Origin of the sequence: Inconstantimicrobium porci (genome assembly GCF_009696465.1) — a bacterium.
Lineage (GTDB): Bacteria > Bacillota > Clostridia > Clostridiales > Clostridiaceae > Inconstantimicrobium > Inconstantimicrobium porci.
Genome location: NZ_VULX01000008.1, coordinates 93,417 through 109,822, shown reverse-complemented (window position 1 = coordinate 109,822; position 16,406 = coordinate 93,417). Strand labels below are relative to the sequence as shown.

The 16,406-nt window shown below is 31.3% G+C and carries 17 protein-coding genes and 2 pseudogenes; 4 read left to right on the top strand and 15 right to left on the bottom strand.

Annotated features, from left to right (window positions below; all coding sequences use genetic code 11):
• The 4 genes and pseudogenes from FYJ33_RS07580 to FYJ33_RS07565 form a co-directional block, all read right to left on the bottom strand.
• Nucleotides 1-140: helix-turn-helix domain-containing protein (locus tag FYJ33_RS07580; RefSeq protein ID WP_154531150.1), on the bottom strand; the 140-nt coding region annotated here is incomplete at its 3' end.
• A gap of 85 nt (nucleotides 141-225) precedes the next feature.
• Nucleotides 226-678, bottom strand: coding sequence for a GNAT family N-acetyltransferase (locus tag FYJ33_RS07575; protein ID WP_154531149.1), 453 nt, complete (start codon nucleotides 676-678; stop codon nucleotides 226-228).
• Nucleotides 679-720: 42 nt separating this feature from the next.
• On the bottom strand, nucleotides 721-1,542 hold the full coding sequence (locus FYJ33_RS07570; protein WP_154531148.1) for a DUF5700 domain-containing putative Zn-dependent protease: 822 nt from the start codon (nucleotides 1,540-1,542) through the stop codon (nucleotides 721-723).
• A 19-nt stretch (nucleotides 1,543-1,561) separates the two neighbouring features.
• A pseudogene (locus tag FYJ33_RS07565) lies at nucleotides 1,562-2,140 on the bottom strand (GrpB family protein).
• 401 nt (nucleotides 2,141-2,541) lie between these two features.
• Here FYJ33_RS07565 and FYJ33_RS07560 point away from each other — a divergent pair.
• Nucleotides 2,542-3,042: pseudogene (locus FYJ33_RS07560) on the top strand (zinc dependent phospholipase C family protein); the annotation flags it as partial.
• A gap of 54 nt (nucleotides 3,043-3,096) precedes the next feature.
• Here FYJ33_RS07560 and gshAB read toward each other — a convergent pair.
• From gshAB to FYJ33_RS07535, 5 genes are all read right to left on the bottom strand, one after another.
• Nucleotides 3,097-5,391 carry a bifunctional glutamate--cysteine ligase GshA/glutathione synthetase GshB gene (gene gshAB, locus FYJ33_RS07555; RefSeq protein WP_154531147.1) on the bottom strand — a complete coding sequence of 765 codons (2,295 nt, stop codon included), beginning with the start codon at nucleotides 5,389-5,391 and terminating at the stop codon, nucleotides 3,097-3,099.
• Between the two features lie 16 nt (nucleotides 5,392-5,407).
• On the bottom strand, nucleotides 5,408-7,171 hold the full coding sequence (gene recQ, locus FYJ33_RS07550) for a DNA helicase RecQ (RefSeq protein WP_154531146.1): 1,764 nt from the start codon (nucleotides 7,169-7,171) through the stop codon (nucleotides 5,408-5,410).
• A gap of 23 nt (nucleotides 7,172-7,194) precedes the next feature.
• Complete coding sequence (gene sdaAA, locus FYJ33_RS07545) at nucleotides 7,195-8,070, bottom strand: L-serine ammonia-lyase, iron-sulfur-dependent, subunit alpha (RefSeq protein ID WP_154531145.1); 876 nt, start codon at nucleotides 8,068-8,070, stop codon at nucleotides 7,195-7,197.
• A 6-nt stretch (nucleotides 8,071-8,076) separates the two neighbouring features.
• The gene (gene sdaAB, locus FYJ33_RS07540) at nucleotides 8,077-8,751 is read right to left on the bottom strand and encodes an L-serine ammonia-lyase, iron-sulfur-dependent subunit beta (protein WP_154531144.1); all 675 of its coding nucleotides are present in this window, start codon (nucleotides 8,749-8,751) and stop codon (nucleotides 8,077-8,079) included.
• 119 nt (nucleotides 8,752-8,870) lie between these two features.
• On the bottom strand, nucleotides 8,871-10,496 hold the full coding sequence (locus tag FYJ33_RS07535) for a nucleoside kinase (RefSeq protein ID WP_154531142.1): 1,626 nt from the start codon (nucleotides 10,494-10,496) through the stop codon (nucleotides 8,871-8,873).
• 173 nt (nucleotides 10,497-10,669) lie between these two features.
• Between FYJ33_RS07535 and FYJ33_RS07530 the strand changes: the two genes are divergently transcribed.
• Together FYJ33_RS07530 and FYJ33_RS07525 are read left to right on the top strand one after the other, a co-directional pair.
• Nucleotides 10,670-11,374 (top strand): DUF421 domain-containing protein, encoded by a 705-nt coding sequence (locus tag FYJ33_RS07530; RefSeq protein ID WP_154531141.1) that lies wholly within the window; start codon nucleotides 10,670-10,672, stop codon nucleotides 11,372-11,374.
• Nucleotides 11,371-11,751 (top strand): DUF4363 family protein, encoded by a 381-nt coding sequence (locus FYJ33_RS07525; protein ID WP_154531139.1) that lies wholly within the window; start codon nucleotides 11,371-11,373, stop codon nucleotides 11,749-11,751. Before FYJ33_RS07530 ends, FYJ33_RS07525 begins: the two co-directional genes overlap by 4 nt.
• Nucleotides 11,752-11,891: 140 nt before the next feature.
• Here the strand turns inward: FYJ33_RS07525 and pfkB are convergent, their stop codons facing one another.
• The 4 genes from pfkB to FYJ33_RS07505 all read right to left on the bottom strand — a co-directional run bounded on the left by pfkB (nucleotide 11,892) and on the right by FYJ33_RS07505 (nucleotide 14,385).
• Nucleotides 11,892-12,797 carry a 1-phosphofructokinase gene (pfkB, locus tag FYJ33_RS07520; protein ID WP_154531137.1) on the bottom strand — a complete coding sequence of 302 codons (906 nt, stop codon included), beginning with the start codon at nucleotides 12,795-12,797 and terminating at the stop codon, nucleotides 11,892-11,894.
• A gap of 83 nt (nucleotides 12,798-12,880) precedes the next feature.
• Nucleotides 12,881-13,423: a polysaccharide biosynthesis C-terminal domain-containing protein gene (locus FYJ33_RS07515; RefSeq protein ID WP_154531136.1), complete on the bottom strand. Its 543-nt coding sequence runs from the start codon at nucleotides 13,421-13,423 to the stop codon at nucleotides 12,881-12,883.
• A gap of 108 nt (nucleotides 13,424-13,531) precedes the next feature.
• Nucleotides 13,532-13,786: a hypothetical protein gene (locus FYJ33_RS07510; protein ID WP_154531134.1), complete on the bottom strand. Its 255-nt coding sequence runs from the start codon at nucleotides 13,784-13,786 to the stop codon at nucleotides 13,532-13,534.
• A 101-nt stretch (nucleotides 13,787-13,887) separates the two neighbouring features.
• Nucleotides 13,888-14,385 carry a hypothetical protein gene (locus tag FYJ33_RS07505; RefSeq protein WP_154531133.1) on the bottom strand — a complete coding sequence of 166 codons (498 nt, stop codon included), beginning with the start codon at nucleotides 14,383-14,385 and terminating at the stop codon, nucleotides 13,888-13,890.
• 136 nt (nucleotides 14,386-14,521) lie between these two features.
• Between FYJ33_RS07505 and FYJ33_RS07500 the strand changes: the two genes are divergently transcribed.
• Nucleotides 14,522-15,064, top strand: coding sequence for a class IV adenylate cyclase (locus FYJ33_RS07500; protein ID WP_154531131.1), 543 nt, complete (start codon nucleotides 14,522-14,524; stop codon nucleotides 15,062-15,064).
• Nucleotides 15,065-15,069: 5 nt separating this feature from the next.
• On the opposite strand, the gene FYJ33_RS07495 is transcribed toward FYJ33_RS07500, so the two are convergent.
• Together FYJ33_RS07495 and FYJ33_RS07490 are read right to left on the bottom strand one after the other, a co-directional pair.
• Nucleotides 15,070-15,294, bottom strand: a complete 225-nt coding sequence (locus FYJ33_RS07495; protein WP_154531129.1) for a hypothetical protein — start codon at nucleotides 15,292-15,294, stop codon at nucleotides 15,070-15,072.
• Between the two features lie 56 nt (nucleotides 15,295-15,350).
• On the bottom strand, nucleotides 15,351-16,388 hold the full coding sequence (locus tag FYJ33_RS07490) for a hypothetical protein (RefSeq protein ID WP_154531128.1): 1,038 nt from the start codon (nucleotides 16,386-16,388) through the stop codon (nucleotides 15,351-15,353).
• Between the last annotated feature and the right edge of the window lie 18 nt (nucleotides 16,389-16,406).

Sequence of the window (16,406 nt, the reverse complement as noted above, 5' to 3'; positions counted from 1 at the left end):
GTATTGATTGGTCTTTGCAATTCTTTGGCAATTTTATATGCAGAGCAACCGTCTGCAAGGCGTATTTCTATAGTCATGCGCTCTTTGAAATTCAAGTGTTTATTTTTACGTGATTCTGTGTTATGATTTGGGTAATTCATAGTGATTATCCTCCTTGTTATTTTGGTTTCGCAACTTAATTATAACACGGGTAATCACTATGGATTTTTTATTGGTTCAATTTCATTATACAATTAGTCTATTTATTGATTTTTCTGTAAATCCATAATGCTTGTACATTTCCATAGCTGCTATATTCTTAGCATTAACCTGCAGTTCTAATCCATCATAATCATCCTGCTTTACTATCTTTTTAGCAAAATCAAAAAACTGATGGCCTATACCTTGCGCTCTGTAATTTTTATCCACAGCCATCGAATCTATAAACAATATTTTCCTCTTAACCTGTGTATTACTTTGCACATATCTGCATAACAGCAGCATTACACCAACAACTGTTTCGTGATCCACTGCCACAACAGCCATTGAATTTTCAACTAATTCATAAAATTCCTCTTCTCTTAAGACCACATCAGTATTCTTATAAATATCAGGTCTCCAATTAACATGAATAGCCTGAACCTGTTTCATTATACTCTCTACACAATCATAATCTTCTCTTACTGCATATCTAACCATAAAAACTCTCCCTATTACTTATTCCACTACACTGTACATAATTTAATTTAATGCAGCTATATTATTAACTGTTCTCCCAGCAAATCCTTTATAGCCCCTATCGAATACTTCTTTTAGTTGTTTTAATCCTCCCTCTTCATAACTTTTTGCTAAGTAAAACATTCCACACATGCAGGCAAATTTATCATAATAATTACTTCCACATACTGCATTTTTTAAATACATATCTTGTTCAATTTTATCTCTTGTACTTAATGCTTTTTTCATAACATTACATGATTTTTCTGAAACACTCTTTAACTTATCTTCATTCCAATTTACATCATCTATATCAGATGCTTCATATGACAAAAGATGTGCAAATCCCTCATTAAAAGTTGCTGAGTCAAGTTTTCTAATATAATCGTCTGTATCGCACATTATTTCAGGTATAATATTTTCTATACATACATGACATAATTCATGAGTTATTAAATTACATGCTATATCCCTGATATCATTATTATCCATATATTGCGCCCATTGAGACATATCAAATATAATATTAGTTATACCATCAGGATCTTTTTCAGTCACTGCATCATAAGGTTCAGGAAATCCCACAATTAAATTAACCTTAACGTTAACTATTATTCTTTTCCAGTTCGGAAAAATACTATCCCATATTGATACGTTACATGGGACGAAATCCTTAAGTTCGTTTATTAATGCATAATAGCATTTCTCTACTTTCTTCCTATTTTCATAATTATAATTTGGCATCTTATACCCTATACCATCTATTTTGTAGTACCATTTATCTTTGTATTTATCAATACCATCACCTGCTAAATACTTCTCAACTATTTCAGAATCTATAATCATATACTTACCCCCAATTCGTTTAATTTCTAATATATCTGCCCCCATATTCCTTTCTTGCCTTTTCCGTAACTTTCAGAACAAATTCACTTTTTGCGTCTGTGTATCCATCCCTATCATGTTCGTACTTTTTCCAAAGTCCAAGTTTCAACTTTGCATATTCGTCAGCCACATCTTTATGTTCTCTTAAATAATCCCTAAAATAAAGTTCATTCCAGTCATCATAGTATCTTACATGAAGGTGATACACTTTCTCTGCAAAACCATACTTTGTATAGCCCTTATTATATGTCTGCCTGAACTTAGGATCGTTAGTTGAATTCATAAGTAACCATCACATTGATAAAAGCTTTTCTTTTACTTTATCAATATTACTATCATTTTTGATTTCCATAAGTATATCAACTGTAGGCTTTGCTATTAGTCCTTCTACAGAAGTACTTCCTATATGATTTATTCTAACTATTGCATCATTAAAGTTATGTATTAATTCTTTCTTTTCAATTTCATACCAGTTCTTATATTCTGGGCTATAGTCCTTAAGAATAATCGGAAACAGCTGCCACAACTCTTCCAAAGTCATCTCTGATAATTCTTTCATTTTAATCCTCTCCTAACACTAAAAATTAATTTCATCACTCAATCACCTTGTTGATATTTCCCAAGATTTATATTGCTTGCAGAAATATTTTCTATATTATAACTTATTATATTAAATAATACTATTTTATACAAACAAGTAAATTATTTATTGACCTTTTCTATTAGTCTACATACTTGAAATAGCTTTATGGTTACAAATTAAATTTAAACTCGAAAAATCATAACACTTATCTTCATTGTTACAGAATGTGTAAAAATAATTTAAAAAACATATATTTTATTGAATTTAATATAGCCAGGAGCTATACTTTATTTGGATAATATTCAATTTTTAAGAAAGAGGAGGTCGATTTATGAAAAAAACATCAAAAACATTTATATTATTTAGATTATTTCTTTGCATATCATTTTTATAACCCATATACAGGAAAAAACTATCTTCCAAGCTTCATGTCTCAATCTAAAATTACAGCATTAACTAAATTTAAAGAACACTCTTTAAACGCTATAAATAATTATAAAACTAATAAAACTTATGCTATGCAAGAATTAGGACGAGCATCCCACTTTTTAGAAGATGTCAATGTACCCTATCATGCTGCTAATATGATAGCAGTATTAAGTACTCATTCACAATATGAATCTTATGTTGAAAAGCATCAAAATGAATATGCTACGAATACAAGTACAAAATACAATAATTACGATTCAGAATCTTTTACTGAATACTGTTCAGATATACTAAATGATTGTGCTAAAAATGCCTACAGCTATAAAGATACAGTAAAAAAAGGTAAGAAAGCATGGTCTCCAGTAGCAAACAATACTGTAAAATATGCCCAAGAGTATCTAGCAGCATTTTATTATAGGTTTTTAAAAGAAGTTGGAGAAATTAAATAATTTAATAAAAAGAAACTGTTGCATTATTTTATATTACTGCAACAGTTTCTTTTTTTAGATTAATTCTAATAATTTAAGCAATTTAACTGCAATATTTCTTTCAATACCTTTATATGGGTAAGAATGAATATGAATTGCCGGGTTAAAGTTAAGTTCTATTATAGCATAATTGGAATTTTCATCACTGTAATCCTCAAGCATCATATCTACACCACATATTTTTGCATTTACAGCCTTTGCACAGTCAACTGCTATATCTTTAAACCTCTTAGGTATTAAGTCTGTATAATCGATGCTGTCACCGCCTGTGCTGATATTAGAATTCTCTCTTAGGTATACTATTTCTTCTTTTGCTGGTATATAGTCAAAATCCTTATGCTGCTGTTTTAAAAACAATGCTACATTTTCATCAAGATTAATCTTTTCAAGAGGAGTAACATAATGATATCCTCTTAAAGGATCTTCATTTTTCACTGCCACAAGTTCTCTAATAGATCTTTTACCATCACCTATGACATTGGCTGGTACTCTATGAAGAATACCTGCTACTTCATCTCCTATAACTAGGAATCTGTACTCCTTACCTCTTATAAACTCTTCTAAAAGCACTGTATTATCAAATTTAAAGGCAATCTTTAGCGCTTCATCAATACTCTCCTTATCTGCACCTTCTGAGAAAATACTTATGCCTGTTCCAAAATTTGTACTCTTCGGCTTAATTACTATAGGCTTATTTACATACTTTATTGATTCACTTAAAGCTTTATCAAGAAAATCAAATTCTACTCCCTGTGGTACACATACGTTATTCATTTGAAGAACCTTTTTAGTAACAGTCTTGTTTTCCATTATAAGTACAGTAACATAGTTATCCTTTGAAGTCTTAGTTGCCTGCTTTACATATTCAATATGACTGTCATTTTCTATAGAAATAAAGTTTTCACTTCTATCGACAACACTTACCTTAAGACCATGCTTGATGCTTTCTTTCATAAGAATCTGTGTTGAAAGCTCTAAATCTTCATATCCGTAAAGCTTAAACCTGTTATTATATGCAGATTTTCTATATTCCTTTGCAAGGTTAAGATTAGCTTCTACATATCCCTCTTTTTTTATAATCTCATAAAGCTTATGGGCATAAGTAAGATTCTTATCTTCTACTTTTTTTATCATCTCATCAATAATATCTGCTTTACCCAGATTAAATTCATCATTCATTTTCCTCATTTCATTAAGAATTTCAAGAGAGAAATCTATTCTTGAAATTCTTTCTCCATCTTTTAAAAGCGTGATATCATTCTGCCCAAATCTAGCTGTAGAATTTTCATTTTTTAAAGCTTCTTCCTGCCAATTATCATAACTTGACTCTTCCTTTGTAAGCAGATACAGATTAAATATCTGAAGGAAGTATAAATCATTAAGACTTATCCCGCATTTTTCAAAAGGATTTATATCTATGCATCTGAACTCAAGATAATTTATACCATCATTGCTAAGTGATTCATAGAAGTTATCTTTATCCTTTGGTTTCAATCTTACTGCACTATATAATTCCTTATGACAATCAATAAGCTTATCATTAACAAAGCTCTGTACACTGCTTATATATTCATCCACAGACTTATAACTTGGGTATAAGTCAACTTTATTCTTATAGCCACATTCGCTATTTCTATAAGACATAGCACCATCATTAGTATAGCTGTCATCAGCAAATTCCTTAAGATTCTTTCTGCACTTCTCTACATAGCTATAATGAATTGCAGCAGTACCTGCCATCAGGTATATTACAAGCCATCTGTATCTTAAAAAGTTTCTTGCAACCTTTAAATAAACAGCATTCTTATATTCTCCAAAATTCATTTCCGGCTTGTTATATTCATAAAGCTTCTTTATAAATTCTTCTGTAAATGAAAAATTATAATGAATTCCTGAAATAAGCTGCTTTTTACCGCCATATTTCTTAAGAAGTTTTTCTCTATATGCAGTATTTGCAGTATTTCCTTCATATTGGGCTACTGGAATCTTATCATCTTCAGGAATTACGCAGGGCATTGACTGAGGCCATAAATATTCATCACTAATATTCATAGCTGTAATATCATAAAGAGTATTTATAAAATTGTACACTTCCTCTACACTTTTAAAGGTAGGTGTAATAAGCTCAACTTGACTTTCAGAAAAATCTGTTGTTATATATGGGTTCTTTCCCTTATCTCCAAGTTCATGCGGATGTGGCTTCATTGAAAGCTTTCCTTCATTATCAATTCTAAGTGATTCCCTCTCTATACCGTAATTACCACTTAAAAGTTCCCTGGGAGTAAATATATTTTTCTTTATATTAAACATATCTCTAATTTCCTCTCTATTTATCTGATCGCGAATTCTTAACAATTGAAAGTACATCACTGCCATACTTATCAATCTTTTTATTACCTATACCATTTATTGATCCAAGCTCTTCAAGTGTCTTTGGCTTAGTATTGGCTATTTCAATAAGCACTGAGTCACTAAACACAATGTATGGTTTCACATTTTCTTTTCTTGATACATCTTTTCTATATATTCTAAGCTTTTTGAATAACTCTTCGTCTTCGCATACAGCATTATCACTTAGCTTACCAAATACTTTTTCCTGCCCTTTAAGAACCTTATACGAATTGTTATTAAGAAGAAGCATTGAATATGTTCCTTCCTTCATATCAACAAGTCCCTGTTCAAGTAGTATATTTATAACATCCTTAATAGCCTTACTGCTGTAATCTCGCATTATGCCAAATGTTGATAATTCATCAAGCCTATACTGTGTTATTTTGGTTCCCTTAAACCCTCTTAATACATCACACATAACACTTATACCAAACTTTTCTCTTGTCCTATAAAGACATGAAAGAATTTTCTGAGCTTCTATTGTAAGATCTTTAAGACTGTCATTTTTAACACAATTGCTGCATGTTCCGCAAAACTTCTTCTTTTCTGTATCTCCAAAATAATTAAGAATAAATTCATTGTAACATTCATCTGTTTCACAGAACTCTATCATAGACTGAAGTTTCTTAAGTTCGATTTCACGCCTCTCAATCTTAGTTGATGTATTAATCAGAAATTCTGCACTTCTTATGTCATCCCTGTTATAAAGAAGATGGCATCTGCAAAGCGTACCATCTCTGCCTCCTCTTCCTATTTCCTGATAATAACCTTCTATATTCTTAGGCATTGATACATGTATTATGTATCTGATATTAGATTTATCTATCCCCATGCCAAATGCATTTGTTGCAATCATCACATTCTTTCTTTCAAATAAAAAATCATCCTGATTTTCATTTTTTTCCTCATCACTCATACCACCATGATATCTTGTAACACTGTACCCTATATCTTTAAGTCCCATAAATAATGAATCAACTTCTCTTCTTAAACTGCAGTAAATTATACCACATTCTTCTTCATGAGATCTTATATAATCCTTTATAAATTCAATTTTGTCAATTTCTTTATACAGATTAATCTGTAGGTTACTCCTATAAAAACCACCAAAAAAAATAAATGGTGCTTGTAGCCCAAGAAGATTAATAGTGTCTTTTCTTACTGCTTCTGTAGCTGTAGCTGTAAAAGCTGTAACAACAGGTCTTTTTTTTAGTGATTTAATAAAAGGATTTATGTTTCTGTAGCTTCTTCTAAAATCATGTCCCCACTGTGAAACACAGTGTGCTTCATCTACAGCTACCTGACTGATATCTATATTATTAAATCTATTTATAAAAAACTCGCTGTTAAGTCTTTCAGGTGCAATATATATTATCTTAACACTCCCACTTTCGATATCCATGAGTATCCTATCTATTTCAGCATTACTTTGTGTACTATTTATGTACTGTGCTGGAATACCAATACTCTTCAGATAATCCACCTGATCCTTCATTAAAGAAATAAGGGGAGAAACCACTATTGTTACTCCCTTCATCACCATTGCAGTAAGCTCATAACACAGAGATTTCCCCCCTCCTGTTGGCAATAAACAAAATACATCTCTTCCTGATAAAATAGATTCTATTATTATCTTTTGTTCTTTTCTTAAAGATTTTATCCCGAAGTATTTCTCCAGAATATCCTGTATCTTATTCATAGCATCCTCATTTCTTTATAATATTACTCTCCATAGACTTCCTTTTTTAGTTTAAGTCCAGTTTCAGTAGTGGCTGTTCCACCTTCTGCAGTTTCTCTAAGACTTGCTGGTAACTGCTTACCTACTCTGTACATTGCTTCAACCATATCGTCAAAAGGAATCTTGCTGCTTATTCCTGCCATTACAACATCTGCAGTAGTAAGCGCTGATACAGCACCTGCAAAATTTCTCTTTGCACATGGAATTTCTACTAATCCAGCAACAGGATCGCATACAAGACCTAAAATGTTCTTAATAACTATAGCTGCTGCATTAAGGCTCATCTCAGGAGTTCCCCCCATCATTTCAACAACAGCTGCAGAACCCATAGCAGCTGCTGCACCGCACTCAGCCTGACAGCCTCCTTCTGCACCTGCTACTGTTGCATTATCTGCAATAATCATTCCTACAGCTGATGATGCAAATAATCCCATTATCATTCCTTCATCGTCTAATCCAAGTGCTTCACCCGCTGTAATAATAACAGCTGGAAGTATACCACATGATCCTGCCGTAGGACATGCTACTATTCTTCCCATTGATGCATTAACTTCAGAACATGATAACGCTCTTGCCATAGCCTTATTCATTACTGGCCCAGTAAGTGTCTTACCATTCTTTATGTATTTGTTTAATTTATATGCATCTCCGCCTATAAGACCACTTACTGAATATATCTTTTTTTCTCTTCCTTCATTAGTCGATTCTTTCATAACATCAAGAACAGTTTTCATCTTTTGAATAACTTCTTCTCTTGAAATTTCGCTTCTCTCCATTTCTTCTTTTATGGCAAATTCGCTTAATGATATATTCTGCTCACTACATATATTTAGCAGTTCTTTTCCACTCTTTATATTCATTTGTTATCAGCCCTCCGCTATAGAATTTATAGAAACCACATTTTCTATTGCATCTATATTCTTTATTTCATATATAAGATCATCCTGAATATTATTGTCACATTGGAAAACCATAGTGGCATTTTTACCTTTTTGTGTTCTAAATACATTCATAAAAGCTATATTTATCTTCATTTCGTATAAAAGTGCAGTAACCTTTGAAACTACTCCTGGAACATCCCTGTGTGAAATAATAAGTGTTGGATATGCCCCTGTAAAATTAACGCTTTGTCCGTTGACTTCTGAAATCTGTATGTTACCTCCTCCGATTGACGAACCAACAACTTCACAGTGGCCATTCTTTCCGTCTATAAGAAACTTTACAGTATTAGGATGTACATCGCCAAGATCTGTACCTTCAAACTGTACATTAATATTTCTATCTTCTGCTATTTGTAATGCATCTCTAAGTCTTGTATCGCTAGGCTCCATTCCAAGAAGTCCTGCTACTAACGCTCTATCAGTGCCGTGACCTTTATATGTTTTAGCAAAAGACCCATGAAGCAGACATACCACTGACTTTATTTCTCCTCCTGCTATTGTTCTTGCAACCTTTCCAAGCCTTGCTGCACCAGCAGTATGTGAAGATGAAGGTCCAATCATAATAGGCCCTAATATATCAAATACACCATAATCCTTCATACTATAAGTTCATCTCCTGTTATGTTAATTTATAATGTTAGTTAATAATATTGTAGCAACTAAAGGCATAATGTCAATGACATAAATCACATTCTGTATTAACATAAGTAAAATACCCTTTAATATTTATAAAAACAGCTTCCTCCAATGAATTCTCTAAGAAGTGAATTTTCAGGTACCATATCTTTGTCTATATCCTTAAAGAATTTCAAAAATGATTTTAACCTATGCGCTTCTGCATAAGAAGAACTTTCTTCACTTATTTTACTTAATTCCTGCAGTGCATACTTTTTAAGAACACATAATTCATATACAAGTGTTGAGTTAAACATAACATCAGCCTGTTCCTGATGCACAAATATATTCTTTTCTTCACCTCTTCTAATTGAATCCCACATTGCAAGTGTTCCTTCTGCATCATATCCTCTTGAAAGATAATCTCTGACAATTCTTCGTATCTTTCTTACATCAGTTGTAGAAATTCTATTATGGCTGTCTATATTAAGTTGAGTTAATGCAGAAATATATATCTTGAATTTGTACTTTTTGTCAATATGAGCAGTCAACTCTTCATTAAGCCCATGAATTCCTTCCACAACTATGACTCCATTATAAGGCAGACTTAACTTTCTACCAATCCACTCTCTTTTTCCTGTCTTGAAATTAAAGGATGGGATTTCTACCTCTTCACCTCTGAATAAAGAATTAAGATTATCATTGAACAGTTTTACATCAAGAGCTTCAAGACATTCAAAATCAGGCTTACCATCTTCACCTATAGGAGTGTTTTCCCTATTGACAAAATAATCATCAAGTCCAATTGGTACTGGGATAAGCCCATTAACCCTAAGCTGTATTGCAAGTCTGTTTGCAAATGTTGTTTTTCCTGATGAGGAAGGTCCTGCAATAAGAATCAGCTTAACATCTTCTCTTTCGTGAATCATATCTGCAATGTATGCAATTTTTTTCTCATGAAGTGCCTCTGATACTCTTATTAAATCGCCTATCTCATTATTCATAACTTTTTCATTAAGTGATCCAACATTTGCAACCTCTAATATATTAAGCCACTTCCCTGTCTCATAAAATACCGAAAATAACTTCTTCTGCTCAATGTATTTAGGAATAATATTTATATCGCCCTTCTGAGGATATTTAAGCAGAAAACCAGGCTCATAATAAATTAAATCAAAACTCTTAAGCACTCCTGTTGAATAAGCCATCTCACCATAAAAATAGTCATATCTGCCTTCAAGTTCATAAAGACTTATTTTATCTTTATCTATACTATTAATAAGTTTAACCTTATCTATCATTCCGTAATCTTCAAATATCTTGACTGCATCACTTTTAAGCATTGATACTTCATTAATAACAATATTCTTATCTATTATTTCCTGCATTTTATTCTTAATATCAGTTATATCAAATTCATCAAGTGCTTTCTCCTTGTGGATCTGGCCAAAAATCCCCTTGCTTATTGAATGATCAAGTGATATTCTTGCATCCTTATATAAATTAAGTACTGCATGTATAAGCACAAATTGGAGAGTTCTTATATATGCTTTATTAGCATATGCATCTTCATTGCCTACAATTTTAGGTTTTCCTTCTGGTATTTCATCTCTAAGTTCATAATATTTATTTCCGCATTTACCTAATAGAGGAGGATTAACCCCTGTAAGTTCTTCTGGATTTATCAAATCAAAAAAAGTCTTATTTTTATTATTAACCATTTTATCCATTATCAATCACCCCCGCAAAAATTTATATAAACATTATTCTATATAACATATTATACACTTAATATGTGTACTTTGGTTACTTGTATACTATCTTTTAATTTTCCGAACGAAGTCGAGGAAAATATGGTGTATATTTTTTTTATGTATGCAAAATCTAAAATGAGGTGATTTAAATGTTTATAGTAATGTTAAGAACAGTACTTCTTTATTCACTTGTAGTTCTTGTAATGAGACTGATGGGAAAACGTCAAATAGGACAGCTGCAGCCTTATGAACTGGCAATAACAATAATGCTTTCAGATTTAGCTTCACTGCCTATGCAGGATACAAGACTTCCTTTAATATTGGGAATAATTCCAATAATTACTCTGCTTACACTTGAAACTATTCTATCTGAAATACAGCTAAAAAGCACACTTGCCAGAAAAATAGTAGACGGTAAGCCTTATATTGTTATAGAAAATGGCAAGGTGAATGCAAAAGTTTTAAAGAGTCAAAGAATTAATCTTGATGATCTTATGGAATCAGTAAGACTTGCAGGCTATTTAAATGTTCAGGATATACAGCTTGCTATCCTTGAAAACAACGGCCAGCTGTCTATAACCCCAAAAGATGCAAACACACCAGTAATAAAAAAAGATTTAAAACTGCCTGCACCAGAACAGGAGCAGCAAGTTCCAACTATTCTTGTTGTAGAAGGGAAAATTAACAAGAAGGCTTTAAAGAAACTAAACAAAACAGAAAACTGGCTTTACAAATATCTAAAATCAGGAGGTATCAAAGACATAAAAGATCTTTATTTTGCACTTATTAATTCAAACGGAAAACTTTATTATGAAACAAAAGAAGATGGAGACAAGGAGGATGGAGTATTTTGAAAAATACATTAATAACTATTGCTCTATTTCTAAGCCTTTTTGGATTCATATATTATTCTCATAAAACACTTATTGATGTATGTATTCATGTAGAAGAACATTGTAGCGATATAGAGACAGCACTTGATAAAAAAGATATGAGTAGTGCATATAAATATTCCCTCGAAATAAAGGATCTTCTTGAAGAGAAATCAACACAGATAGCTACTTATGTAAATCATACTGATATAAACAATCTTAACAATGAAGTAATACGACTTTCTCAATATATAAAAAAAGATGAAATATCAGAATCCTATGCTTCAGTTCATGTTGTTAAATATTCCTGCAAATACATACGCGACCTTGAAACTATAAGCATAAAGAATATATTCTAAAATTGAAAAAGGCATACCATGTTAATCATGATATGCCTTTAATGCTAATCTATATATTCCTGCTTTGAAGATAGATTGAAATATAGGTTTATACCTTGTTTTTGTAATAAATCAACAATCTTCACTTTCCCTCTCCTTTATTAATTCATTTTTGCTAATAATTCATTTACTTCTTTTTCTGTAGCAAGTTCTTCTGAAAATGCACTAGCACTTCCTGTTGCAACGCCCATCTTAAATGCTTCTTTTATGTCATGGTTCTTAAGATATCCAGCTAAGAATCCAGCAACCATTGAATCTCCTGCTCCAACTGAGTTCTTTAAAGTTCCCTTTGGAACGTCTCGCTTTAAAGCTTCACCATTTTCAGTAATAAGTATTGCTCCATCTCCAGCCATTGAAATAAGAACATTTTTAGCTCCCATTTCCTGAAGTTTCTTTGCGTATTTTATGATATCTTCATCACCCTTAATTTCAACATTGAACATTTCAGCGAGTTCATGATGATTTGGCTTGATCAGAAATGGTCTGTACTTTAATACATTTAATAATAGATCTTTTGTAGCATCTACTATAAATTCAACTCCTGAATATAATAAAGCCTTCATGATATTTTCATATATATCATCGGGAATACTCTTTGGAATACTTCCTGATAATATTAAGAAATCACCTTTTCCTAGTTTTGATATTTTTCTATAAAGTGATTTTAAATCTTCTTCTGTAATATCTGGTCCTGAACCGTTTATTTCAGTTTCTCCATCACTCTTAAGCTTAACATTAATTCTTGATAAACCATTTTCAAGTTTAACAAAGTCACAGTCTACATCATGTTCTTTTATTTGTCTTAATATTTCATCACCAGTGAATCCAGCTACATATCCTAAAGCTGTATTTTCAACACCAAGGTTCTTAAGAACTATAGACACATTTATACCTTTTCCTCCAGCATAAATCTGTTCACCTACACTTCTGTTAAGTTCATCAACTTTAAAATTATTAACCTTTACTATATAATCCAAAGAAGGATTTAATGTTATTGTATTAATCATTTTTCCACTCCTATAACACTAGTATCATAATTTATATTATTGTAATTTATCGTATTAGTATAAGTACTGTTTATCAATTTCTATTATCTTATTTTTGCTTTTAAATATCTTAGAATATATCTGTAACTTGGCTTTACACTTCTCCTCATCAGCATGTAATAAAACCTGAACTCTCTTGTTCTAAAATAAATAATCATATAAATCACATTAGGTATGCAGAATGAAATTAATGCCTTAAATATAAAGCCACCATAACCTATGTCTGTGATAAAGGAGCATAAGTAATTTGTAACAACAAATGCAATAATAATTGCTGCAAATGACTTTATACAGCTTAGATAATATTCTTCTGCTTTCTTATTAAATATCCTTTTATATAATACAATAGGATCAGCTGTATAAATTGTAGTTAAGTATGCAATCATTGTTCCAATAAAGATACCATTAATACCAATCATTTTTACTAGAATTATTGATGACACCAAATTGATAACAGCTGCACCTAATGTCCAGTATTTTGTCTCCCTGAATATTCCACACACATCTTTAAACACCTCCACTGTGCTGTTGAGTCCTGATATAAGAAACATCAGCACAATAAAAAATACTGTATCCTGTCCAAACAAAAACTTTTTACCCGCCCACAGAATAATGAAATGATTGCTTATCTTGGAGAAAGACAAAGCATATATATCCTACTGTAATCAGCGAAATAATTTGAATTATTATTGTGATTACCTGAATTTAATCTTTTTATGATCATTATCAGCAATTGGCTTATACAAACTAAATGTAATTGCACTTCCTACGCCAAGTTCTGCTATAGACAACACAGATAATACATCAGAAAAAAGCCCGCTTATTCCCAAGTAATTTTCCCCTAGTGTATATATAAATACAGTTCTGCTGATAAATCCAGCAATTAACTGCACTATCTGTGTCCCCAAACCAGCTGCCACATTAAGTTCTGTATTCCTCGTTCTGCTCATCCAGGCCTCCTCTCAGTCCTTTATAAGACTAAAAACAATATAAACAAAGGTGCCTTATTCATTAACACTACGAACAAGACACCCTGCATAAGCTATATTTTTTAATATTTAACTACTGCTCTTGGATTATATATATAGCAAGAATCAATAAATTCTTGTGTAAGAACCATTAATACTTCAACTTTTACAGCACCTTGTGATACTATAGCACTATACTTTTTATCAGTATTGCCTCTTGGAACTGCATTAATCACTTTGGAAATGTTTTCTTTGTTATCCTTGTATCTATCTGATTCTACTGGTGCCATAAGCAAAACATCTTTCATATCAAATATTATCTTTCTTTTTCTATTTTTCTGCTCAAATATTGAATCTATTTCTATTTCCCCATTAGTATTGCTATATTCATACTCTATATATGAATACTTTTTAGCAAAAAACAACGCAATTGCTGCTGCTCCAAAAATCAAAGTATACACAAATGCTCCAAGCGCCATATAGAAAAATGCAACAACAGCAAAAATCCACATAGCTACAACGGTAACTTTGTGTAGAACATTACTGATAGGAGCTACTAAAAGTTCTTCAAAATTATCCATAATTATCCCCCCATGAAGTTTATTTTTTTTCCTCAATTTTGACACCATAATCAACTTTATTATATCATAAAAAATAGATATAATTAACAATATATATTTAAGTTATTTAAAAGTTTACAAGAAGGTGGAATAATATATGAACGAAATAGAGACTAGAATTATTGATATAGATGCTGACGATATCAGAAAGAAAATGCTCTCTGCTGGAGCTGTAAAAGTCAAAGCTGAAAATCAGATAAATCATATCTTTGATTTTGAAGATAGAAGACTACTTAAGCAAAAAGGATATGCAAGAGTCAGAATCGTTAAAGACACAATAAACAATAAATTTATATATTACATGACAACAAAGAAAATAGTAAGCCAGGAAAAATATAAAGTTATGGATGAAAATGAAATCATAGTCGATAACGCTGAAACTGCAATTAAACTTTTTAAGTCATTAGGTCTTGTAGAGACTGAAACAATAAAAAAGTATAGAGAAAGCTACAGATATAAAAATACGCTTGTTGAAATAGATATAAATGATCCTTCATTCTGCCCATTTCCGTATATAGAAATAGAAACAGCACTTGAAGAGGAACTTAAAGAAGTTGTACATCTCCTTGGATATAAAATGTCAGATACAACTTCTGCAACTATTTATGACATAATGAAATCAAAAAAGATAAGCGGCTAAACCGCTTATCTTTTTATTGTGTTTTTAATGGATTTTATCGTCTTCTTTAACTGCTTATGACTTTTCTCTATATTAGAAGAAGATTGATTATTTGCAAACTCTTTCTCAATATCCTTAAGAACTTGTTCCATCTCTTTTTTCTCTTTCTGTATGTCTGCTAGTTTTCTGCTTATAGATTCAATTTTTGACTTTTCACTATTTAAGTCATCATTAATATCATCAATACTCATTTAACTCAACTCCAAAAAAGATTTATTTATAACTTCTTAAGCTATAGAATACGCTCCTAATCATTAAGTTTATTTTTAACAAGCTTATTATCATCAAGTGAAATCAAACCTGCAGAATATGACTGCAATAACTTTCCTTTATATTTAATTGTTTTTCCTGTTGTAAGCTCTAATGCTGAGCTAGTACTTTCATTGTTTATATAAATCTTACCTGAATAATCTATATATATGTCTTTTTTATCCACAAAATTATCAAGAGTATAATTTTTCCACTCTGTTTCATTGGAAGAAAAATCTTTGTACACAATTTTCTTTATTTTACCATTAACTTCATTTCCAAAATAAACATTAGCATTATCATCTGTTCCTAGAATTACTGGATTATTTACACCTGGTACCTGAGTTGCATATTTATTATTTAAAATATGTATTGCTCCAAGCTGTTCATATACTGCATTTGTATTAGTGATAGGTACAACAACAGTTCCTATTTTTCTATTCTGTTTAACAAGCTTAAGCTCATTCATTACATTTGCATAATAAAGATCTGATGTAGTTGGTCCCTTTTTAACTTTTATATAAATACTATGTGTTGCTGTAGAAAATGCAACATCACTAATCCCCTGACTACCAGCTGCTTTAATCTTAACGCTTTTAAAATCAAAGTCGCTAAGTTCTTTTTCTTCACCTTTTTTAGCATCAAATGCTACAGGCTTATAATAATGTGCACCATTTTCAAATACTTTTTTAATTACTATTAAAGAACTGTCATTATCAAGCCATTTATAGAATTCTACCGTTCCATCATTAGAATTTAATGTTTTCTCGCTTTTATCCTTGGTAGATATAGTCTTTAGTTGCCCATTTTCTAAGTATGCACCATACTTACCATCTGATGAAAACATAAGATTTTCAATTCCTTCATCGAATGTTATCTCTGGTTCTTTCACCTTATCTTTTACTGTATTCTGTGCCTTTTCAAATTTAACATCTAAGTCTGTAGAAAAATATACTTTTTCCAAGAATATAAATCCACCACATTCTATTAAAACAGCTATAATCGTCCACGCAATTAGTCGCTTAAAATTTCTCATTTTTTCACATCCTCATTC